The organism is Streptococcus saliviloxodontae, from assembly GCF_016908655.1.
In the GTDB taxonomy this organism is placed as follows: domain Bacteria; phylum Bacillota; class Bacilli; order Lactobacillales; family Streptococcaceae; genus Streptococcus; species Streptococcus saliviloxodontae.
Map to the genome: position 1 here is coordinate 1 of NZ_JAFBEI010000002.1, position 22967 is coordinate 22967.

The 22967-nt window shown below is 39.6% G+C and carries 24 protein-coding genes and 1 pseudogene; 23 read left to right on the top strand and 2 right to left on the bottom strand.

Annotated elements, in window-relative coordinates; all coding sequences use genetic code 11:
• Positions 1-345: 345 nt before the first annotated feature.
• From JOC31_RS10050 to JOC31_RS00475, 5 genes and pseudogenes are all read left to right on the top strand, one after another.
• Positions 346-1261: pseudogene (locus tag JOC31_RS10050) on the top strand (IS982 family transposase).
• Positions 1262-1492: 231 nt separating this feature from the next.
• The gene (locus tag JOC31_RS00460) at positions 1493-3835 is read left to right on the top strand and encodes an endonuclease MutS2 (RefSeq protein WP_205016258.1); all 2343 of its coding nucleotides are present in this window, start codon (positions 1493-1495) and stop codon (positions 3833-3835) included.
• Between the two features lie 30 nt (positions 3836-3865).
• Entirely contained in the window at positions 3866-4642 is a 777-nt protein-coding gene (locus JOC31_RS00465; protein ID WP_205016259.1) for a hypothetical protein, read from the top strand.
• Between the two features lie 94 nt (positions 4643-4736).
• Positions 4737-5093, top strand: a complete 357-nt coding sequence (locus tag JOC31_RS00470) for a DUF2200 domain-containing protein (protein ID WP_205016260.1) — start codon at positions 4737-4739, stop codon at positions 5091-5093.
• A gap of 8 nt (positions 5094-5101) precedes the next feature.
• The gene (locus JOC31_RS00475; protein ID WP_205016261.1) at positions 5102-5323 is read left to right on the top strand and encodes a DUF4649 family protein; all 222 of its coding nucleotides are present in this window, start codon (positions 5102-5104) and stop codon (positions 5321-5323) included.
• A gap of 232 nt (positions 5324-5555) precedes the next feature.
• On the opposite strand, the gene JOC31_RS00480 is transcribed toward JOC31_RS00475, so the two are convergent.
• Positions 5556-6743 (bottom strand): SAM-dependent methyltransferase, encoded by a 1188-nt coding sequence (locus tag JOC31_RS00480; protein ID WP_205016262.1) that lies wholly within the window; start codon positions 6741-6743, stop codon positions 5556-5558.
• Positions 6744-6927: 184 nt separating this feature from the next.
• Between JOC31_RS00480 and JOC31_RS00485 the strand changes: the two genes are divergently transcribed.
• The 14 genes from JOC31_RS00485 to JOC31_RS00550 all read left to right on the top strand — a co-directional run bounded on the left by JOC31_RS00485 (position 6928) and on the right by JOC31_RS00550 (position 18640).
• Positions 6928-7152, top strand: a complete 225-nt coding sequence (locus JOC31_RS00485; RefSeq protein ID WP_205016263.1) for a DUF4649 family protein — start codon at positions 6928-6930, stop codon at positions 7150-7152.
• Between the two features lie 263 nt (positions 7153-7415).
• Positions 7416-7913, top strand: a complete 498-nt coding sequence (locus tag JOC31_RS00490; protein WP_205016264.1) for a phosphatase PAP2 family protein — start codon at positions 7416-7418, stop codon at positions 7911-7913.
• Positions 7914-8069: 156 nt separating this feature from the next.
• On the top strand, positions 8070-8666 hold the full coding sequence (locus JOC31_RS00495) for a sugar O-acetyltransferase (protein WP_205016265.1): 597 nt from the start codon (positions 8070-8072) through the stop codon (positions 8664-8666).
• A gap of 10 nt (positions 8667-8676) precedes the next feature.
• Positions 8677-9096, top strand: a complete 420-nt coding sequence (locus tag JOC31_RS00500) for an acyl-CoA thioesterase (protein WP_205016266.1) — start codon at positions 8677-8679, stop codon at positions 9094-9096.
• Between the two features lie 157 nt (positions 9097-9253).
• Positions 9254-9571: a thioredoxin gene (trxA, locus tag JOC31_RS00505; RefSeq protein WP_205016267.1), complete on the top strand. Its 318-nt coding sequence runs from the start codon at positions 9254-9256 to the stop codon at positions 9569-9571.
• A 162-nt stretch (positions 9572-9733) separates the two neighbouring features.
• Positions 9734-10213, top strand: a complete 480-nt coding sequence (locus tag JOC31_RS00510) for a GNAT family N-acetyltransferase (protein ID WP_205016268.1) — start codon at positions 9734-9736, stop codon at positions 10211-10213.
• A gap of 111 nt (positions 10214-10324) precedes the next feature.
• Positions 10325-11002: a response regulator gene (locus tag JOC31_RS00515; protein WP_205016269.1), complete on the top strand. Its 678-nt coding sequence runs from the start codon at positions 10325-10327 to the stop codon at positions 11000-11002.
• Between the two features lies 1 nt (position 11003).
• Positions 11004-12164 carry an ATP-binding protein gene (locus JOC31_RS00520; RefSeq protein ID WP_205016338.1) on the top strand — a complete coding sequence of 387 codons (1161 nt, stop codon included), beginning with the start codon at positions 11004-11006 and terminating at the stop codon, positions 12162-12164.
• A gap of 10 nt (positions 12165-12174) precedes the next feature.
• On the top strand, positions 12175-12297 hold the full coding sequence (locus JOC31_RS00525) for a teichoic acid D-Ala incorporation-associated protein DltX (RefSeq protein WP_205016270.1): 123 nt from the start codon (positions 12175-12177) through the stop codon (positions 12295-12297).
• Between the two features lie 15 nt (positions 12298-12312).
• Positions 12313-13851, top strand: a complete 1539-nt coding sequence (gene dltA, locus JOC31_RS00530; RefSeq protein ID WP_205016271.1) for a D-alanine--poly(phosphoribitol) ligase subunit DltA — start codon at positions 12313-12315, stop codon at positions 13849-13851.
• Positions 13848-15113, top strand: a complete 1266-nt coding sequence (dltB, locus tag JOC31_RS00535; RefSeq protein ID WP_205016272.1) for a D-alanyl-lipoteichoic acid biosynthesis protein DltB — start codon at positions 13848-13850, stop codon at positions 15111-15113. The genes dltA and dltB overlap by 4 nt, the downstream gene beginning before the upstream one ends.
• 349 nt (positions 15114-15462) lie before the next feature.
• Positions 15463-15702: a D-alanine--poly(phosphoribitol) ligase subunit DltC gene (dltC, locus tag JOC31_RS00540; protein WP_205016273.1), complete on the top strand. Its 240-nt coding sequence runs from the start codon at positions 15463-15465 to the stop codon at positions 15700-15702.
• Positions 15695-16948 (top strand): D-alanyl-lipoteichoic acid biosynthesis protein DltD, encoded by a 1254-nt coding sequence (gene dltD, locus JOC31_RS00545; RefSeq protein WP_205016274.1) that lies wholly within the window; start codon positions 15695-15697, stop codon positions 16946-16948. Before dltC ends, dltD begins: the two co-directional genes overlap by 8 nt.
• A gap of 345 nt (positions 16949-17293) precedes the next feature.
• On the top strand, positions 17294-18640 hold the full coding sequence (locus JOC31_RS00550; RefSeq protein WP_205016275.1) for an Nramp family divalent metal transporter: 1347 nt from the start codon (positions 17294-17296) through the stop codon (positions 18638-18640).
• 51 nt (positions 18641-18691) lie between these two features.
• Here the strand turns inward: JOC31_RS00550 and mutY are convergent, their stop codons facing one another.
• On the bottom strand, positions 18692-19837 hold the full coding sequence (mutY, locus tag JOC31_RS00555; protein WP_205016276.1) for an A/G-specific adenine glycosylase: 1146 nt from the start codon (positions 19835-19837) through the stop codon (positions 18692-18694).
• A 163-nt stretch (positions 19838-20000) separates the two neighbouring features.
• On the opposite strand from mutY, the gene JOC31_RS00560 reads away from it, so the two are divergent.
• The 4 genes from JOC31_RS00560 to ureC are packed head-to-tail and all read left to right on the top strand — an operon-like array spanning position 20001 to position 22903.
• Positions 20001-20516 (top strand): AmiS/UreI family transporter, encoded by a 516-nt coding sequence (locus JOC31_RS00560; RefSeq protein ID WP_205016277.1) that lies wholly within the window; start codon positions 20001-20003, stop codon positions 20514-20516.
• Between the two features lie 22 nt (positions 20517-20538).
• Positions 20539-20841, top strand: coding sequence for an urease subunit gamma (locus JOC31_RS00565; protein WP_205016278.1), 303 nt, complete (start codon positions 20539-20541; stop codon positions 20839-20841).
• Between the two features lie 18 nt (positions 20842-20859).
• Positions 20860-21171 (top strand): urease subunit beta, encoded by a 312-nt coding sequence (locus JOC31_RS00570; RefSeq protein WP_205016279.1) that lies wholly within the window; start codon positions 20860-20862, stop codon positions 21169-21171.
• Between the two features lie 13 nt (positions 21172-21184).
• Positions 21185-22903, top strand: a complete 1719-nt coding sequence (ureC, locus tag JOC31_RS00575) for an urease subunit alpha (protein ID WP_205016280.1) — start codon at positions 21185-21187, stop codon at positions 22901-22903.
• Positions 22904-22967 lie beyond the last annotated feature (64 nt).

Here is a 22967-nt window from a genome sequence, read left to right on the forward strand (position 1 = left end):
TTTGGCATGGTATTCTCTGTGTGTGGAATGTGTTTCCATTTTGTCATCAAAAATGATGTTAGGGTCTTTAATATTGAGTGATTCTTTGATATAATTTTGTAGTTCCATGTGACACTTTCTAATGATGGTTTAGTCGCTTTTCATTATAAGTCATGTGGGACTTTTTGCATACCGTCAAAAAGCCCTACAATATCTGAATGAGATTTACCCACTACAGAAATTATAGAGCCCTTATTTTTTTATACTATATACCCATTGTGATACCCATTGTGCTAGTTAATTCTAGCCAAACTAAAAAACTTTGCGTATCATAAACTCAAAACAACCACGAAATGAGGAAACGATATACAAAGTCAAGCTTATTATCTCGTAAATCCCAATCAAACACAAGTCATTTTTTCAAAAATCTTGACCAAAGTTGTCACTTTGTATCAGCGTTTTGTCCCTGATAAGGTTAGAAATCGACGAAATGTCCACTTACAAAAACAACCTGATGCGGTTATTATCGCTAGCTATCTCTGGGCAATTCAGGAGGGCTGTCGAACAGCGAGTGCTATTTACCGTGCCATTCGTCACAATCTTTTTCCTAACAATTTCCCAGAACGTTCTCGATTTTGCCGGATCTGCCAAAATCTCGCCCCAAGCATTCAGCGTATGCGCTATTTTATGGTCTTAGACCTGTGTCAAATCTGCTCTTTTGGCTTGATTGACAGTTTTCCCTGTCCTTTGTGTCAGCCCATTCGCAACTTGAGAGCAACACTTTTATCAGAAGTGGCAGATATTGGCTATATATAATGCGACTAAGAAAATGCACTACTACGGTATCAAATTTTCAGTACTTGTGAGTGATAATGGATTTCCAATAGATTACGTGGTCACTCCAGCCTCCGTTTATGACGGCGATGTGGCTTTGGAACTTCTTGAAAACAGTCCGATTCCAATCATTTATGGTGATAAAGGCTATGTGGATAGAGAAACAAAAGCAGAGCTAGCACTTTGTGGAATTAAGTTGATTTCGCAACTAAGGAAGAATATGATTGACTATTCGTGGTTTGACAATTACAGAATCAGTCGTTTGAGAAAGCCCATAGAGACCGTATTTTCGAATTTAGAGCGATTTGGAATCGAGTGTTTACGTTGCCGAAACTTACGGGCACTCAAATTTAGAACAGAGGCAATATTGCTTACCTATTCTCTTATGCTTGAAAGTAGTCATAATAAATTGGGGGTGAGTTTGAAATATTCTCTTGATTATGCCTAATTAACTAGCACAACGGGTACTATATGTTTCTTCATATTTAATGGGTATTTTTGTGAGCATAAAACTTGCGATGGCTATATGGCTTTGCTATACTATAGTCAATCCTAAAACTTTTCTGTAGTTGAACCTCCTAAGTCAACTACAAACCTTTTCATAATCTCCAAGCTAGGACGACTAGACAGTCGTCCTAGCTTTTTATCTTTTTCGTGATTTTTTGGTATAATAAGGCTTATGAACACAAAAATTTTAGAACAGTTAGAATTTGATAAGGTAAGGGATCAGTTCACTCCTTTTTTGCAGACGGAGCAAGGAAGAGAAGAGTTACTGCTTCTTGAACCTTTGAATAAACGTGATAAACTACAGACTCAATTTGCAGAGTTGGCAGAAATGGCAGAGATTTTTATTGAACACCATCATTTTGCTTTAGGGAGTTTGGTAGATATTAAAGAGCCTGTACGTCGATTGGAGCTAAACGCTGATTTGAGCGTTCAAGAACTACTGGACATTAAGAAAGTGCTGATTGTCTCAGCAGAAATGAGCCGTTTTTACGCTGATTTGGAAAATATAGCTCTGCATGCTCTGAAACGTCTCTTTGAGAGTATTGAGGTCTTCCCGTCTCTGCAAGGTAGCCTTCAATCTATTAACGACGCTGCTTTTATTGAGAGCTTTGCCAGTCCAGAATTGACCAGTATTCGTAGCCGTATTGCTAGCAGTGAAACTCAAGTACGTCAGGTTTTACAGGATATTCTTAGGAAAAACGCAGACTACCTATCAGAAAATCTGATTGCTAGCCGTAATGGACGTTCTGTCTTACCTGTGAAAAATACGCATCGAAATCGTATCAACGGTGTTGTACACGATATCTCATCATCAGGAAGCACTGTCTATATCGAACCGCGTGCGGTTGTCCAACTCAATGAAGAAATAACTCAGCTTCAAGCGGATGAGCGTCATGAGATGGCTCGTATTTTACATGAGCTATCAGAAATGCTCCGCCCACATGCTCATGTGATTCGTAATAATGCTTGGCTTTTAGGACATTTAGATTTTGTCAGAGCAAAATTCCTCTATATGAGAGAGTATAAGGCAACAATTCCAAGTCTGTCAGAAGATAAGACAGTCCAACTGCTCAATGCACGTCATCCTTTGTTGAAAAATCCTGTTGCCAATGACCTGCATTTTGGAGATCAGTTGACAGCTATTGTTATCACTGGTCCTAACACAGGTGGTAAGACCGTTATGCTTAAGACTTTGGGATTAGCGCAGCTCATGGCCCAGTCTGGTCTGCCGATTTTGGCAGATAAGGGGTCAAAGGTTGCCCTCTTCAATCATATTTTTGCAGACATCGGAGATGAACAGTCGATTGAGCAGAGTTTATCAACTTTCTCTAGTCACATGACTCATATTGTGGAAATTTTAGATGAAGCTGATAGCGATAGTCTTATCCTTATCGATGAGCTTGGAGCTGGTACGGATCCCCAAGAGGGTGCTAGCTTAGCGATGGCTATCTTGGAACACCTGCGTCTGAGTCAGATTAAGACCATGGCGACGACCCACTATCCTGAGCTCAAGGCCTACGGTATTGAGACAGAATTTGTGGAAAATGCCAGTATGGAGTTTGATGCAAGTACCCTTAGTCCAACTTACCGCTTCATGCAAGGGGTTCCTGGGCGTTCAAATGCTTTTGAAATTGCTCGTCGTTTGGGACTTTCAGATCTGATTGTTAATGATGCGGAGCAGATGACAGATACCGACACGGATGTCAACCGTATCATTGAGCAGTTGGAAGCTCAGACTCTAGAGACCCGCCGTCGTCTAGAGCATATTAGAGATGTTGAGCAAGAAAACCTTAAATTTAACCGTGCGGTTAAAAAACTGTACAATGAATTTAGTCATACCAAGGATAAAGAAGTTGAAAAAGCGACGGCTGAAGCCCGTCAGATTGTGGATAAGGCAATTGCCGAAAGTGATACTATCCTCAAAAACCTTCATGCCAAGGCTCAACTCAAGCCACATGAGATTATTGAAGCTAAGGCAGATTTGAAAAAATTGGCACCTGAAGCTCACCTCTCCCATAACAAGGTGCTTAAAAAAGCTAAGAAGAAAAGAGCACCACGCGTAGGAGATGATATCATTGTGACGGCTTATGGTCAGCGTGGGAGCTTGACTAGGGAGGTTAAAAAGGGCGTTTGGGAAGCTCAAGTTGGACTGATTAAGATGACCCTTAAGGAAGATGAGTTTAATCTGGTTAAGATCCAAGAGGAAGCTCAGCAACCCAAGAAAAAACAAGTTCACACTGTCAAAAAAGCCAAAGGTAAGACTAGTACTGGTCCGCGTGCAAGACTTGATCTACGTGGGAAACGCTACGAAGAGGCGATGCAGGAGCTAGATGCCTTTATCGACCAAGCTCTCCTAAATAACATGGGGCAAGTTGATATTATCCATGGTATCGGAACGGGTGTTATCCGTGAAGCTGTGACTAAATATCTGCGTCGCAACAAGCACGTTAAGTCCTTTGAGTATGCCCCACAAACCGCAGGAGGCTCAGGTTGTACGATTGCAACCTTGGGGTAATTGCCCTATTGGATGATAAGGAGTCGTCTATTGAGAACTGTTATAGGTATCAGAACGCATAAATGGGACGTGCTTGTTAAGCGTGCCTATGAGGATTTACTCACTTGTTTTTCGGCTAGTCAGATTTATATTATCTGTGATGAAATATCGGGTCAGCTGATTGACTTACCTGAGGGACTGAATAAGGTTTCACTATCCAAGGATTTTCTCGAAAAAACAGGTCTAAAATCAACTTATGATGGATTGAATCAAGAAGATTGGTACAATCCCACTAAGCATCGTTTGGGATGGTTGTGTGGTGATTATTTTTACTATGCTTTTCACCAGGCTGTTGAAGCAGAATGTTATTGGTTGTTTGAGCCTGATGTTTATCTGACACCCTCTATGCGACAGTTATTCTTTAAGCGACTCTGTTCTCTCAAATCTGATGCCCTACTCCCTTACTATGCCTTAGCAAATGAATCCTGGTATTGGCGTCCTAAAATGGCAGTCTTTGAAGACAGGATCTATAAGACTTACTTCCCACTTAGTCGTCTATCAGCAAGAGCAGTAGAGGTTTGCTTAGATGAACGTAGGAGAGTTTCTAGGCGTATGAGAGAAGAGGGCATAGCAGATACTTATTTTCCAAACGATGAGTCACTGGTAGCGACTAGTCTAGCTAAGTCAGATCTAACAGTTGAAGATATTCGAACGTATTTTGAACCAGATGCTTTTCGCTATTTTTCAATCAAATCAACTATTTTTACGACTATTGAGGACAAGCTGAATGACGGATGTTACCTTATCCCCCCCTTTTTGGGAAAGTAAAGTGAAACAGACTCTTTAGGATAAAGTTTAATTGACAGGTACTCTTAGAAGCTTCTTTACAAGGTCATATCTTAACAAATCAGGAGGTAACGAGATGACGCACCGTATTTATGGTATGAGTTTTGCTGGTGTCTATCAGGCTTTGGTGGCCAAGGCTGAGCGAAAGGAAAGAGCTGCTCAAGAAGTTTATGCAGTGACGGCTTGGTTGACAGGCTACTCCCCCCAGCAGATTGAAGCGTGCTTACAGTCGGAACTGACTTATGGTGATTTCTTTAGACAGGCACCAGCTTACAATCCTAAACGCCTCAATATCACAGGTAAAATCTGTGGTGTTCAGATTGAGACTATAGAGGATTCTTTGATGCAAGAAATTCGTCGCTTGGATAAGTTAGTGGATTGGTTGGCTAAGGGCAAATCTCTGGAAGTGATCTACGATAAATATGATAAGTGAGGAAAACGATGTTAGAGATTACTTATTTGGATGCAGCTAAGTGTGAAAAGACTGTGAAATTTGAGTGTTATAGTGAGTATGTCCGTTCACAACAAGCTTGCTGGCATGATATTCATGATTATTTCAAAGCATTAAAGGTAACTTATAAGGGACATGACTTAGGCTATAGGGGGCCTTACGGGGATATTTATCAGTTTTTATTGAGGGTTGACTTTACCCAATGGGATTAAAAACCGATCGTATGATAAAGTTAGTCACTTGTAGTGGACTGATGCTGTCGATATTGTTAGAGGTCTTGAGATTACGTGCGACTTTAAAATAGTCTATGTGTTTACCTCTTTGATCAAGGACTTTATCAAACTATTATGGTATAAAAAAGGTGGGACTTTGTACTGCCTTCGAAAGTTAGACAATAAATCTAACGATTGGAGTGCAGTTCATTTTAGTCTCCACTTTTTTTATTTAAGCGTACATATAAGAACGTGTCAGAGGCATTGTTTCTTGCGTTTTACCTTTGGCAATGAGGTACTGACAAACATCTATGTTACCAGCTTCAAAGGAAGCGGCACAGGCTTGTAGGTAGAGGTCCCACATGCGAATAAAGGTTTCATCGTGACTTTTACGCACTTCAGGAAGTACCTTATGGAAATTTTCTGTCCAAATTTCTAAGGTTTTTTGATAATGGCGACGTAAGCATTCGAGATCAGCCAGTTGAAGACCGGCATCAGAAATATGCTCTAAATTTTCGGTCATTCGGGGAATATAGCCACCTGGGAAGATGTATTTGTTGATCCATCCATTATAGCCGTTACCATGCTGACCACCTGCTTGGCCACAGATACCGTGGATAAGAGCAAGACCATCATCTTTCAGATAGCTAGAAATAGTTTGGAAATATTGCCCAAGGTTTTCCTTACCGACGTGCTCAAACATACCAACACTGGTAATATAATCGTAAGGTCCGTGGGAAATATCACGATAGTCTTTCAAAATTACTTGAGCTTGTTCTTCGAGACCTTCTTCTTTAATGCGTTGGTTGACAAAGTCTGCTTGTTCTTGACTGAGCGTAATACCAACAACCTTTAAGCCGAATTCTTTAGCTGCTGTCAGCATCAGGGTTCCCCAGCCACAGCCGATATCAAGTAAGGTTTTTCCAGCCTGAGGATGAAGTTTTTTGATGATATGACGTACTTTGTTCATCTGTGCCTCTTCTAGGGTATCGTCTTCATGTTCAAAATAGGCACAAGAGTAGGTCATGGTTTTGTCTAGCCAAAGTCGATAGAAGTCATTTCCGATATCGTAGTGACTTTGTACATCGATTTTGCTATCTTTTTTAGTGTGTGACTGGTGAGGAAGTAGCCGATTAAATTGACTACTTTTTAAGAAACTATCGGCTCGTCGATAAGCAGAGCTAACGAGATCTTGGATAGACCCATCGATGTCGATAGAACCGTCCATAACAGCTTCGCCTAAGGTAATCGAGGCATCCTTAGCTAAGTCAGAAATCGCTATTTTGTTGTGAAATGTGATTTTGACTTGAGGGTTATCACCATTGTAGTTTTCAGTTTTTCCGTTGGGATAAGTGACTTGCAATGGGATATCAAACGATGATTTAATCAATTGTTTCAAGATGAGGTTATCCATAACCATATCTGATGTCCTCCTTATTACGACTTACATTATACTCTTGAAATTCAAAAAAACAAGCCGTTTCATAAACTTTGCAAGAAATTTTCAGATATATTTTCACTCATCCTAAAAACTTGAGCAAGATAGTTGTCTAAATAAAAAAAGAGGACTAGACTAAAGTTATCACATTGAAGGAGAAATGATTATGATTACAATTACTTACCTTGATGCAGCTAAACAAGAAAAGGTTGTTTCGTTTGAGTCTTATGATGAATTTGAACGTTCACAACAAGCCTGCTTGATTGGGATCGCAGACTATTATAAGGTGACGAAGTTGACTTATAATGGACACGATTTGGATTACTCAGGAACATACGGAGATATTTTCTTTTTCCTCCTAAAACAAGATTTAACGCAATACGATCATTAAACTAGATTTGAAACGAGAATGGTAAATCTCATTTTATCAAGATATCACTAAAAGGAGTTTGGGACTACTGTTGTCCCAAACTCCTTTTGACATCAAGTTGGACGAAAGAGGAGCTGACACAGTAGGGATAGCTTGCTTTAAATCAGCGATTAGAGGTGAGAACGTGCTGCTAACATTGAATGTCTTTGTCAATCTGCTAAAAACATCTCCAAGATGCTCTTACTATTCCGCTCTTTTTATGTTTCGTTTGATATAATGGTGTTATGAAAGATTATGCGCAATTTTATGGTCGTTTAACAGCTAAGTTAAGGGCTAGTTCATGGCAATTGAAACTATTACGATTGACCAATAAGGGAATAACGACTCTGATGTATCTTTGTTACCCATTGTTGTTGGCTTATCTTTTTTGGAAACAGCCAGATAGGCTTCTATTTGTTATAGGGATACCGGGGCTTGGTTTTCTCTTGGTTAGTTTTTTTAGAAGTTGGTACAATCAAGCAAGGCCCTATGAAGAGTGGCAAATAAGTCCCTTGATTGCTAAGGATACTCAAGGACAGTCTTTTCCAAGTAGGCATGTTTTTAGTGCTAGTGTGATTGCTATGTGTTTTTGTCAGGTTTATTTAGGGATAGGCTTACTGATGTTGGGCTTGGCTGGGCTATTAGCTGTAGCCCGTGTTCTAGCAGGTGTACACTATCCCAAAGATGTTTTGGTTGGTCTTATTCTAGGGATTCTCTGGGGGGCTTTGTTATTTGTCCTATGACTCTGAGATACTGAGGAACAAAAAGGTGCTAGTTGTTTAGCCATGTAGAGTATCAAATCTGACTAGGGGAAAAATCAGATTATGGTTTCAAGAGGAGAGAGTGGTTGTCATCTCTCGTTCTTTGCTATACTATGAAAAAATGAAGGTGGAAATACTATGAGACACGAGGAGATATTTGCTGAGGTCGCATCAGGTCGTATGTATGATGACTTGCAAAAGGAATTAGTTGAAGCGCGTGAGAAGACCGTCCTTTTGACTAATGAATACAATGCTAGCTTTGGTCAACCAGCTGAAGAACGTCAAGCTATTTTGAAAAAACTGCTCAAATCAATGGGAGAGGATGTGTTCTTTGAGCCGAATTTCCGTTGTGAGTTTGGCTCCAACATTAGTATTGGCAACCATTTTTATGCCAATTTTGATTGTGTCATGCTAGACGGTGGTGGTATTGAGATTGGTGACCATGTGCTATTTGGGCCACGTGTGGGAATTTATACCTCTAATCATGCGATTGATCCTATCGAAAGGGCAAACGGTGCTTGCTATTCAAAACCTGTGACTATCGGTAGTCATGTCTGGATTGGCGGTGGCGTCCAAATCAATCAAGGAGTGACTATTGGTGACAATGTGGTTATTGGCTCAGGTTCTGTGGTGACCAAAGATATTCCATCAAATTCAATTGCTGCAGGAGTTCCTTGCCGTATTATTAGACCAATTACAGAAGCAGACAAAACAGGCTATCAGCCTAATCATTAAAGGAGAACTAATGACAATAACTTATAAACACTATGTTCAGTATTATGAAACAGATCGTATGGGAATCAGTCACCATTCCAACTATATCCGCTGGATGGAAGAAGCTAGAACCCATTTACTAAAAGAAATCGGTTGGCCTTATGACAAAATTGAAGAAGCGGGAATTATCTCTCCAGTGACGCGGGTATCGTGTGATTATAAGGCGACGACTACCTTTGCGGATGAAGTTACCATTGTGATTTCAGTTTCTTTGGTAAAAGCTGCGCGTCTAGGCTTTGATTACAAAATGACCAATCAAGATGGTCAAGAAGTTTGCAGCGCCCACTCAGAACATAGTTTTTTGAATAGTTCAGGTCAGTTTGTCAATCTAAAAAAAGAAGTTCCAGATTTCTTCCAACAATTAACAGAGCTGGTTGATGAAAAAGCCTAATCGTTTTTTTAGAAAATGTGATAGAAATTTTCTATCACACTAACGTAGCAAATAGTTGGCAAAATACTGATTTTAAGATATTATGAGGACATGTAAAGCTTTTGAGCTTATTAATAGAAAGGGATAAAGCTGGTTTTTCCAGTTAAAGGTAAATATTATGGCACATATCGTTACAGATGCATCGTTTGAAGCAGAAACAAGTCAAGGATTAGTTCTTGTTGATTTTTGGGCAACTTGGTGTGGTCCTTGCTTGATGCAAGCACCTATCTTGGATCAACTTTCTGAGGAGTTGGATGAAGATGAGTTGAAGATTGTTAAAGTTGATGTGGATGAAAATCCAGCAACAGCTCAAAACTTTGGTATCATGTCTATTCCAACACTTCTCTTCAAAAAAGATGGAGAAGTCGTTAAGCAAGTTGCAGGTGTTCACACTAAAGAACAAATTAAAGCAATCGTAGCAGAATTAAACGCTTAATCAGTGATAAGAAGAATGATAGAGAATGATATCATTCTTCTTTTTTTCTGCCATTGAATATCGTAAAATAAAACAGGAGCTTATTGATAGCGGGGATTTTAACTATCCCTGAGAAAACACTGAGTCTCTTATGATAATTGTCAAATTGGTAAAGGAGAACCGATGAAACTTATTCCCTTGGACAAATCAGACTGGCCTTCTTTTATAGAAGATTGTCAAGCTTCGTTTGCTTTAGCGGTCGATAAAGAGGAAGATATTCCGACAGAGTTGATACCTCCAACAGAGGATTTATTGGAAAGTCTGCAACATCCAAATGCTCAGAGCTTTTTTATAGAAGATTCTGGTCATCGTGTTGGTGGTGTTGTGTTACAAATCTCTGCTGATCAACATAATCACCTAGACTTCTTCTATATCTCTGTGAGTGATATTGGCAAAGGATACGGTAGCCGAGCCTGGTATTTAATTGAGGAGAGTTTCCCAGAGACTAAGGTTTGGGAAACTGTTACTCCTTATTTTGAAAAACGAAATATCGCTTTCTATCTCAAGAAGTGTGGTTTTAAAATTATTGATATCTTTCCATTCAATGACGATAGTGACGAATTGATGTTTACTTTTGAAAAAATGATGATTCAGGAGAAGTGAGTCTGAGAGATGGAAGAAGTCACTAAATTGCTCTATTGAGGTTAATTTCAAGGTTAATTCAATTTTGGAATATTATACTAATCGTAGCAATAAGTAATTGGGAGGACTTTAGTGAGAATTTTAGTTGTCGAAGATGAAATTAGTATTGCTGAGGCGATAAAAGCAATCCTTGAATCTGCTACTTATAGTGTTGATATGGTAGGTGATGGGGAATCTGCTCTGGACTATATAGTAACAGGAATGTATGATTTAATCTTATTAGACATTATGTTACCACAGTTAGATGGGGTATCAGTTTTAAAGAGGGTCAGACAGTTAGATATGGATGTTCCCATTATTTTTCTGACAGCTAAATCACAGTTGGAAGATAAGGTGAGTGGTCTTGATTTGGGAGCTGATGATTATATGACGAAACCTTTTGAGGCAGAGGAACTCTTAGCACGTATTAGAGTGAGGACGAGACAATCTACAGTGAGTCAGGTCAACTATCTCAAATTGGGAAATATCATGTTGAATTTAGAGAATCGTGAATTGAGCACTAATAGTCATGGAGTCACTCTTTCGAATAAAGAATTTTTGCTTATGGAAACATTTTTGAGAAACCCGCATCAAGTTATTCCTAAAAATCGCTTAATTTTGAAAGTTTGGGGGCCTTTGGATGACTCTGACTATAATCAACTGGAAGTGTTCATCTCTTTTTTGAGAAAAAAGTTGCGTTTTTTGAAAGCGACTATAGGGATTAAAACAACTAAAGGAATTGGTTATTCTATGGAAGAAGAGGTGAGCTAGCATACTAACAAAACTTCGAAAAAAATTTGTGATTATCACCATGTCTTTAATGGCAGGACTAGGGTTATTATTATTTATGATTAGCCACTTTTATGATGAATATTGGAATGATTATGATACTCATCGGGTCGTTGAGGTAATTTCTAAAAATGGTTACTTGAAAGATTATTCAAATGAAGCTGTAGCTTTTGTGACCATTGATGAAGATATGGTACCGACAGTTGCATCCAATTTTACGGAATTAACCAATAAGGAAGTAAAAAAGATTAGTTTGTCTTTATTGAATTTGGGAAAGAAAAAGTGGAAATGGCATCATTTTATTTATTCTCTTAGAGAATTGTCAGATGGTAAGTGGCAGCTTGTCTTTATTGATACTGATAGTTATTCTATATCTTCCGTGCAGAATCTCTTAGTTATTTGCTTTGCATTTTTTAGCTTTTTCTTATTGACAGGAGTTAGTATTTATTTGTCCCGGTTTATTACCAAGCCAGCTCACGACGCTATTGTCCGAGAGAAACGTTTTGTTTCTGATGCTAGCCATGAATTAAAGACACCTATTGCAGCTATTAGGGCAAATGCACAAGTACTTCAACAGCAAGTTGAACCAAACCGATATTTAGATCATATTCTATCAGAAAGTAAGCGTATGGAGCATTTAATTCAGGATTTGCTAGGTTTGTCAAAATTAGACGAAGTAGACTATTCTTTTGATGTTAAGAAGGTAAATTTATCTGCTATTTGTGAGGAAATGATTCTTAGTTATGAGAGTTTGGCCTATGAGGAAGGCAAATGGATTGAGGCTTGTATTACTGAGGATCTCTTTGTCATGGGAAATGACGCTCAGTTAAAGCAACTTGTGGCAATTTTACTAGATAATGCTATTAAGTATTCTTTAACTAAAAGCAAGTTACAAATAACCTTGTCTAAAACCAAAAGAAGGATAAATTTAATTGTTTCAAATCCTAGTTATCCTTATCCAGAGGAAGTTATGGAAAATTTATTTGAGCGTTTTTATCAAGCAGAAGATTCTAGAAACAATAGTCAAAGCTTTGGTTTAGGTTTGTCTATAGCTAAGGCGATTGTAGAGAGACACAAGGGGACGATCCAGGCTTATCAAGAGGATGGCAGTGTTCTGTTTGATATAACCTTACCAATCGTATAAGGAGTAATGAATGACAAAACGTTATCAATTTTTATGGAAAACCCTATTTTATTTCGCTATTATAATGACCTTGATTTACTTTTTCAGTTATCTTGGTCGTGGTCAGGGTAATTTTATCTACAATGAATTTTAGAAAGGGATTGTATACATGTTGCATGATATGATTGACAATCTTGAGCAGTTGGCTCAAACACAAGGAGACTTCCCTGTTTATAATAGTTTAGGAGAAGTTCACACCTATGCTAATTTGAAGTCTGATTCTGATTCATTGGCAGCTTATATTGATACACTTGGTCTTAAGGCTAAATCACCTATCTTGGTCTTTGGTGGACAAGAATATGAGATGTTAGCTAGCTTTGTGGCACTGACTAAGTCGGGTCATGCCTATATCCCAGTGGATCAGCATTCGGCGCTAGAGCGTATTGAGGCTATTATGGAAATAGCAGTGCCTAGTCTCATTATCTCTGTTGGAGAATTTCCGGTGGATGCTAAGACTATTCCGGTGCTTAAGCTGGCGCAGTTAAAAGACATCTTCGCACAAAAAGCCTCTTATGAGTTGACACATCCTGTCAAGGGAGATGACAATTACTATATCATCTTTACCTCTGGCACAACTGGCAAGCCTAAGGGAGTGCAAATCTCCCACGATAATTTGCTCAGTTTTACCAATTGGATGATTTCAGCGGAAGCCTTCTCGGTACCTGACCAACCGCAAACACTGGCGCAACCGCCATATTCCTTTGACCTGTCGGTCATGTACTGGGCACCGACTTTGGCTAAGGGGGGCACCTTATTTGCTCTGCCAAAAGACTTAACGACAGACTTCAAGCGCCTCTTTGACACCATTAATCAAATGCCCATCCAAGTCTGGGTCTCAACGCCGTCCTTTGTGGACATGGCCATGTTGTCACCTGACTTCAATGCTGAAAACTTGCCTGATCTAACGCGTTTTTATTTCTGTGGTGAGGAGCTGACGGTTAAGACAGCGCAAAAACTTCAAGAACGTTTTCCGGAAGCTCGTATCATTAATTCTTATGGGCCAACGGAAGCGACAGTTGCTTTATCAGCTGTTACGATAACTAAGGAAATGCTAACGACTTATAAACGTCTTCCGATTGGTTACACTAAGCCTGATTCACCGACCTTTATCTTGGATGAAGATGGGCAGAAGTTGTTAGCTGGTCAACAGGGAGAAATTATTGTGACAGGACCTGCTGTGTCAAAAGGTTATCTTAATAATCCTGAGCGTACACAGGCTGCATTCTTTGAATTAGACGGTCAGCCGGCTTACCATACCGGGGATCTTGGTAGTATGATGGAAGATGGTTTACTGATTTACGGAGGTCGTTTGGACTTCCAGATTAAGTTTAATGGCTACCGCATTGAACTAGAGGAAGTATCGCAGAATCTTAACAAGTCACAATACGTCAAATCAGCTGTAGCAGTACCTCGATATAATAAGGATCACAAAGTTCAAAATCTTTTGGCTTATGTTGTTCTTAAAGAAGGTATCGCTCAGCAATTTGACCGAGAACTTGATATCACAAAAGAGATAAAAGAGGACCTTAAAGATATCATGATGGACTACATGATGCCCTCTAAGTTTATCTATCGTGATAGTCTGCCTTTGACTCCAAATGGTAAGATTGATATTAAAGGACTCATGAGTGAGGTAAATAATCGATGATTGATTTTCTTCGCTCGTTACCTAAATTAGAAGCTTATGGTAATCCTCAGTACTTTTTCTACTTGATTTTGGCTGTTTTTCCAATCTTTATTGGTCTCTTTTTCAAGAAGAGATTCCCCGCATATGAAGCATTGGTTAGTTTAATTTTTATTGTTTTAATGTTGACAGGAAAGCACCTTAATCAACTGGCTTCGCTATTAGCTTATGTGATCTGGCAGATTATTTTAGTTTATAGTTACAAGTTTTACCGCAGGGCGCGTGATAATAAGTGGGTCTTTTATCTCTGGATTTTCTTATCAGTCTTGCCGCTGGCATTTGTCAAAATCAGTCCACTGATTGAGGTCGAAAATCGTGCTTCACTCTTTGGCTTCTTAGGGATTTCTTATTTGACCTTCCGTGCGGTGGGTATGCTTATGGAAATGCGTGACGGTGTACTAACAGAATTTAGTCTCTGGCAATTCCTGCGTTTCCTACTCTTTATGCCAACCTTCTCCAGCGGACCAATTGACCGCTTCAAACGCTTCAATGAGGACTATGACAATATCCCTGAGCGTGAAGAATTGCTGGACATGCTGGAACAATCTGTTCGCTATATCATGCTGGGCTTCCTCTATAAGTTTATTTTGGCTTATATCTTTGGGCAACTACTCATGAATCCCATTAAAGAAGTGGCTTTACAGATGGGTGGTGTCTTCAATCTACCGACCTTAGGTGTCATGTATGCCTACGGCTTAGATCTTTTCTTTGACTTTGCAGGTTATAGCATGTTTGCGCTAGGTATTTCCAACCTCATGGGGATCAAGAGCCCTGCCAACTTTAATCAGCCTTTCAAATCACGTGACTTGAAAGAATTCTGGAATCGTTGGCACATGAGCTTGTCCTTCTGGTTCCGTGACTTTGTATTCATGCGTCTGGTTAAGGTCATGGTCAAAAACAAGGTTTTCAAAAACCGCAATGTGACATCAAGCGTCGCCTATATTATCAATATGCTCATCATGGGCTTCTGGCATGGGGTGACTTGGTACTATATTGCCTATGGACTTTTCCACGGTCTTGGTCTGGTTATCAATGACTGGTGGCTACGCAAGAAGAAAAAAATCAACAAGGAACGCAAGGGCAAGGGACAGGCGCCACTTCCGGACAACAAATGGACCAAGGCCTTGGGTATCTTGATCACCTTCAATGTGGTCATGCTGTCCTTCTTACTCTTCTCAGGGTTCTTGGATCAACTCTGGTTTCCAAAACCAATGAGTAAATATTAGAACCTGTATTCACAAAATTCATCTGAATGACATAGGTAGAAAAAAGCGACCGAAAGGTCGCTAAGACGATAGTTGCCGCTGTGGTGATGAGATTGTTGCCCGTTTCGGGCAACAATCGTGGGGATTTTCGAGACCTTAGGCTCGAAAATTAGGCATGGAAGGACGTAGTCGGTCGCTGCCGTCCCCACAACTTAGGGCAGACTGTCACAAAAATTTTTATGAATACAAGTTCTTAATCAACTTTGATATCAAGTTAAAATAAGTCATGAAACGACGAAGTTGGTTGCTAACGACTGCACTACTTAAGAAACTATCAAAAAAGAATAAAATTAAAAATAGGAGAAGAACAATGAATGTAAAATCAGAAGTATTGGAAATTATCGATGATCTTTTTATGGAAGATGTCTCAGAGAGAATGGATGAAGATTTATATGATGCTGGTGTACTTGATAGTATGGGGACGGTTGAGCTGATTGTTGAGTTAGAGAGCAAGTTTGATATTACAGTTCCTGTGTCAGAATTTGGTCGTGATGACTGGAATACCACCAATAAAATCATTGCAGGAGTAGAGGAACTTCGAAATGCTTAGGCGACTTTGGCAGATTTTAGGGCCGGTTATTTGTGCTTTGTTCCTAGTTGTCTTGGTTTTTGTTTGTTTTCCGACACAGTTGAGAAGTTCTTTTCGAAGCGATAAAAATGCGGCAGTCTCCTTAACTACAGAAACATTTAAAAGTAAACATAGGAAAGTCAGTGCACTTTCTGATACAAAACATCGGTTTGTTCCTTTTTTTGGATCTAGTGAATGGTCTCGGATAGATCCTATGCATCCGTCTGTTTTGGCAGAAGCCTATCATCGCAATTACACTCCTTATTTGTTGGGACAAAAAGGAGCGACTTCTCTAACACATTATTTTGGAATGGCGCAAATCCATTCCCAGATGAGAAATAAGCAGGCAGTTTACTTTGTATCTCCTCAGTGGTTCGTCAAGAAAGGGGAAAGTCCAGCTGCTTTTCAGAGTTATTTTAGCAGTGGTCAGTTGATTGACTTCTTGCAACAACAGACAGGAAGTCTGTATGACCGTTATGCAGCTAAGCGCTTTTTGACGATGTACCCTAATGCAAGCTTGAAAGATTTAGTTGAGAAAGTTGCAAGTGGTAAAAGTTTATCTACTAGCGATAAGAGAAGATTATCTGTAGCGGACTTGATTTACCAAAAGGAAGATAATCTATTTGGTCAGTTTTCACTAAGGAATGTCTATCAGCAAAAAATAGTGTCACAAGCGAAGACTTTGCCAAATACTTTTTCTTACGATCAGTTAGAAAAACAGGCCATCCAGTTAGGTCAGAAAGAGACTAGAAATAATTCTTTTGGTATTAAAGACAGTTTTTACCAATCTCGCATCGGTTTTCAGTTAAAAAAATTAAAAGGCTCGCAGGCTCACTTTAGCTACTTAAAATCGCCTGAGTATAATGATTTACAACTGGTTTTGAACCAATTTGCGAAAAACCACACCAATGTTCTCTTCATTATTCCCCCTGTGAATAGTAAGTGGGTAGCCTACACTGGGTTGGATACCAAGATGTATCAAAAGACAGTTGCCAAGATTAAGTATCAACTTCAAAGTCAAGGGTTTACCAATATCGTTGATCTTTCAAAGGACGGTGCAAAACCTTATTTTATGCAAGATACGATTCATATGGGCTGGTCGGGTTGGCTGGCTATGGATAAGGCTGTCGAACCTTTTTTGACCAATCCAAGACCTGCTCCTAACTATACAATCCAAGACCAGTTTTTAAGTAAAGAGTGGGCTAACACCACTAGTATTGGCAAATAATTCGACTAATTCAGATATCTTACTATAGATTTTGGAGTTAGCTTTGATTTTGAGTGCTTTAACATTAGGTTATAGTGAATAGACGCACAGAGATTGGAAAGGTGATTCCAATCTCTTTTCAAGGTATAGAAAAATTTTGATATTGTTATAACAGTAGGTGTATTTTGATTGTTCATAGAAATCAATAGCGATTTTAAAATTTAGACTGTTTATAATTGTGGTTGATAGGCAAATGGAGCTTATCCAAGCTTTTTTGATTATCAATTAAGAAAAGTGTATTTAAAAGTTAAGTATACTTAATTTTATGTTATAATAGATTTACTCTAGAATAGAAAGAGGATTGCTATGTCAGCTATTTCTCAAAAACCTTCAAAAGAATCTCTATCAGATATCAACCAAAGTGTATCAGTTCCAGATAATGCTTCTTTTTTTAAGACCCTTCGTGCCTTTCTTGGTCCAGGAGCTTTGGTAGCCGTTGGTTATATGGATCCAGGTAATTGGATTACCAGTGTGGTCGGCGGAGCAACTTATAAATATTTACTGCTATCAGTTATCTTAGTGTCATCATTAATTGCGATGCAGCTTCAACAAATGGCAGGAAAACTCGGTATTGTGACGCGGCATGATCTGGCTCAAGCAACGGCAGCTCATCTGCCTAGAGGATTACGTTATCTGCTTTTTATCATCATTGAGCTTGCCTTAATGGCAACGGATTTAGCAGAAGTTATCGGCTCTGGGATTGCCTTGCACTTGTTGTTTGGTTGGCCGCTATTATTTTCCATTTTAATAACAATTTTGGATGTCTTTTTATTGCTGTCATTGATGAAGCTAGGTTTTAAACGAATTGAAGCTATTGTGTCCACCTTAATTTTGACCATTCTATTCATCTTTGCTTATTTGACCTTTTTATCAAAACCAAGCATCTCAGGAATTTTGACTGGCTATTTACCACAGTTGTCTATTTTTGATTTGTCTCATAGTGGTGCAAATAGTAAGCTGACTTTGGCTCTTGGAATTATCGGTGCCACAGTGATGCCGCACAATCTCTACCTTCACTCGTCTATTTCTCAGACTAGAAAGGTCGATTATAGCAGTCAGGATTCTATAAAAAAAGCAGTGCGCTTTATGACTTGGGATTCTAATCTCCAGCTGGGGTTAGCCTTTATCGTGAATTCTCTTTTACTGATTTTAGGAGCTTCGCTATTTTACGGTCATGCCAGCGACATTAGCGCCTTTTCACAAATGTATAATGCCCTTCAAGATTCCAATATAGCTGGTGCTATTGCATCGTCTTTTCTTTCGACCTTGTTTGCGATTGCCCTACTGGCGAGTGGTCAAAACTCAACCATTACAGGTACTTTAACAGGTCAGATTGTGATGGAAGGTTTTCTCCATATGAAGTTACCAGATTGGCTTATTCGTCTTGTGACACGTCTCTTAGCCTTGACTCCTGTTATTGTTGTGGCCTTTTTATATGGTAGTCAAGAGACGATGTTAGACCAGCTTATCGTGTATTCACAGGTCTTTTTATCGCTAGCGTTGCCTTTTTCAATTTTTCCTTTAGTGTATTTTACATCTCAGAGAAATCTGATGGGAGAATTTGTTAATGCGAAGTGGAATACCTATCTTGCCTACGGGATAGCGATACTTCTTACGCTACTAAACATCAAGCTTATTTTTGAATTATTCTAAAAAACCTCAACCACGCTTCCTTTTCAGTTGAAAGGGGCTGGTTAAGGTTTTTTAATGTGTATCCAAATATTGTTGAATCATTTTCTTTTGAGGAGATGCTAGAGGATAGTTTGGGAAATCTTCTTCTTTTACCCAGGCGAGTTCGTGCTGATTAGAAAGAGAGGTTTGCTCAACCAAGCCTTCAGTCAACTCTATGGTCCATTTTTGGTGGCTAAAAGTATGTTTGACAGGTTTGAATAGACGGTCCGTCCATACTGGCTGAAGCTGGTAGCCTTGTTCAAATACCTGTTTTTGAGATTTGATTTCAAGAGGTGTGTTTTCTTCTGAAAATAAATCCAACTGTTGAGCGAGAAAATCAGTTTCCATGATAGGAAAACTCCAAAAACCACCGAGCAATCGACCTTTAGTATTTTTTTCTAAGAGAAATTCACCTTGATGATTTCGGATGACGAAGGCTTGAAGTTGAACAGGGCGTGGTTTTTTCTTGGGTTCTTTAATAGGGTATTTGTCATAAGTTCCGTGTAAATAAGCTGCACAGAAAGCTCGAATTGGAGACTCATCAGGTCTAGGATTTTTGGCGGATTCGATATCTGTTCCCAGGTCCATGAGAGCTTGATTAAAATCTCCAGGGCGATCGGGATCAATCACTATTTCCATAATGGCTTGAAAAATTTTGCGATTTTTAGGGTCTCCGATATCGTAATTAACTTCAAAGAGTCTAGCCATGACACGCATGACATTACCATCTACAGCTGGTTCAGGTAAGTTAAAAGCAATAGAAGCAATAGCTCCTGCAGTGTAGGGGCCGATGCCTTTCAAGCTAGAAATACCACTATAGGTATTTGGAAACTGTCCTTGAAAATCAGACATGACCTGTTGGGCTGCCGTTTGCATATTACGAACTCGAGAATAATAACCCAGTCCTTCCCAAGCTTTTAGTAGTTTTTCTTCAGGCGCTTGAGCAAGGTCCTGGATGGTAGGGAACCATTCTAAAAAACGTTCGTAGTATGGGATGACAGTCACGACTTGCGTTTGTTGCAACATAATCTCTGATACCCAAATAGCATAGGGGTCTTGTGTGCGACGCCAAGGCAAGTCGCGTTTTTCGCGATCGTACCAGGATAAGAGGGTACGTCGAAAGTCAGCAATCTTTGTTTCGTCCCACATCTCGATACCATAATCTTTTACATCTAACATAAGCTCTATTTTAACAAAAGGATAAATAGGGGTCTAGCCAAGTGCCTGTTAGTTTATTGTAACATCTAATGTTAGAAAATAGGTTAAAAAATTCTAAAAAACCTTGAATTTTCAAAACTGGAGTAGTATGATTATACCAGTAAAATAAGAAAGGGGTAACAGAATGCTAGGCGTAATACTTTTGTATGTCGGAATTGTATTGATCAGTAACGGTCTTTACCGACTCGAAGGCATTCAGGATAAATCTAATGTTGTCATGAATATCTTCACAGGTGGTCTTGGTTTGATTCTAAATATCATTGCTATTGCCTATGGAAATAGTAGTGGACAGGATGCTGAGTGGTTTTACGGAAGTGCAACAGGACTTTTGTTTGCTTTTACCTATCTCTACTCTGCTATCAATACCATCTTTGATTTTGACCAACGACTTTATGGTTGGTTTAGTCTCTTTGTAGCTATTAACTCTGTACCTGCAGGTCTTTTGTGTATGACTTCAGGATATGGTGGTAATGCAATCTATGGTATCATTTGGTGGCTTTGGGGACTGTTATGGCTAACAGGATTTATTGAAATTAACCTCAAAAAAGATCTCGGGAAATTTGTCCCTTACCTTGCTATTTTTGAAGGTATCGTGACAGCTTGGATTCCAGGATTTTTGATGTTAATCGGAAAATGGTAAATGAGTATTTGGAGGAATTCACATGCAATTAACAATGCGTGAACAAGAAAAGATGATGATTAGCCTTGCGGCTATGATAGCGCAACGCCGTAAAGATAAAGGCATCAAATTGAACCATCCAGAGTGTGTGGCACTCATTACAGATTACGTCTTGGAAGGTGCTCGAGAAGGGAAAACAGTGGCTCAATTGATGGATGAAGCTCGCAATATCTTGACACGAGAAGATGTTATGGAAGGTATTCCAGAAATGATTCCAATGATTCAGGTTGAGGCAACCTTCACAGACAGTACCAAATTGGTTACTGTTCATGACCCAATTCAATAAGAGAAAAGAGGACTAATCATGATTCCAGGTGAATATCATCTTTCTAAAGAGCCAATTGACTACAATGGTGGTTATGAGGCGATTACACTTGAAGTAAAAAATGTTGGTGACCGTGCTGCCCAAGTGGGTTCTCACTTCCACTTTTATGAGGCAAATGAGGCGGGGCTTCAATTTGACCGTGAAAAAGCCTACGGCAAACGTCTTGATATTGCAGCAGGAACTGCCATTCGTTTTGAACCAGGAGAAACAAAAACAGTTCATTTGATTGATTTTGGTGGCAAACGTCGTATCTTTGGTTTCAACAACAAGGTCAATGGTTTCTTAGATTAGAAAGAGGAAAAATATGAGCTTTAAAATGGAACGTTCAGAGTATGCACAGCACTTTGGACCAACAGTAGGAGACAGCGTTCGTCTTGGGGATACCAACCTTTTTGCTGCGATTGAAAAAGACTATACTGTCTATGGACAAGAGTCAAAATTTGGTGGAGGTAAGGTGCTTCGTGATGGTATGGGTGTGAGTGCGACGGCAACTCGCAGCAACCCAGCTGTCGTAGATACTATCATCTCAGGTGCAACCATCATTGACTACACAGGAATTATCAAGGCTGATATCGGTATCCGTGATGGTAAAATCGTCGCTATCGGTCGCGGTGGTAATCCAGATACTATGGATAATGTGGACTTTATCGTTGGGGCTAGCACGGAAGCAATTTCAGCTGATGGTTTGATTGTCACTGCTGGTGGTATCGATCTTCACGTTCACTATATCTCAGCAGACCTTCCTGAATTTGGTTTGGATAATGGGATTACAACTCTCTTTGGTGGTGGTACAGGTCCAGCCGAAGGAAGTAATGCCACAACATGTACACCCGGTAAATTCCACATCCAAAGTATGCTTCAAGCAGTTGATAACATGCCTGCTAACTTCGGTTTCTTGGCTAAAGGGATTGGTTCAGATACAGAAGTCATTGAAGAACAAATCCGTGCTGGTGCTGGTGGAATTAAAACACACGAAGACTGGGGTGCAACATACGCAGGTATCGACAATTCATTGAAAGTTGCTGATAAGTATGATGTATCCTTTGCGGTTCACACGGACTCATTGAATGAAGGTGGCTTCATGGAGAATACCTTGGAGTCCTTCCAAGGTCGTACCGTCCATACTTTCCACACAGAAGGATCAGGTGGAGGACACGCTCCAGATATTATGATTGTGGCAGGTCAACAAAATATCTTGCCATCATCAACTAACCCAACTAACCCTTACACAACTAACGCTATCGGTGAGTTGCTTGATATGGTTATGGTTTGTCACCACTTGGATTCAAAAATTCCAGAAGACGTTGCCTTTGCTGAATCTCGTGTGCGTAAGCAGTCAGTGGCTGCCGAAGATGTTCTTCATGATATGGGTGCTCTTTCTGTTATGACATCTGATGCTATGGCCATGGGACGTATTGGTGAGGTTGCTATGCGCTGCTGGCAATTGGCTGATAAGATGAAAGCTCAACGTGGTCCTCTTGAAGGTGACTCTGAATTTAACGATAACAACCGTATCAAACGCTACGTCGCTAAATACACGATCAACCCAGCTATTATCAACGGTATTTCAGACTACATCGGTTCTGTTGAAATCGGTAAATACGCTGACCTTGTTATCTGGGAACCAGCTCAATTTGGTGCTAAACCAAAATTGGTCATGAAAGCTGGTATGCTTACTTACGGTGTTATGGGGGACGCTGGATCAAGTCTACCAACACCGCAACCTCGTATCATGCGTAAATTGTACGGTGCTTATGGACAAGCTGTTCACCGCACCAACTTGACCTTTGTGTCACAATACGCTTACGAGCATGGGATCAAGGAAGAATTAGGTCTTAATAAAATCGTTCTTCCTGTTAAAAATACCCGTAATATTAGCAAACGTGATATGAAGTTGAATGATTACGCTCCAAAAACAATCCGTATCGATCCACAGACCTTTGATGTCTTCATTGATGACGAATTGATCACTTGTGAGCCTATCCATACAACATCATTGTCACAACGTTATTTCTTATTCTAAACATAAAAAGGCAAAAGAGGCTGAGTAACTCCAACCTCTTTTGATGTTATTAAATACTGCGAGG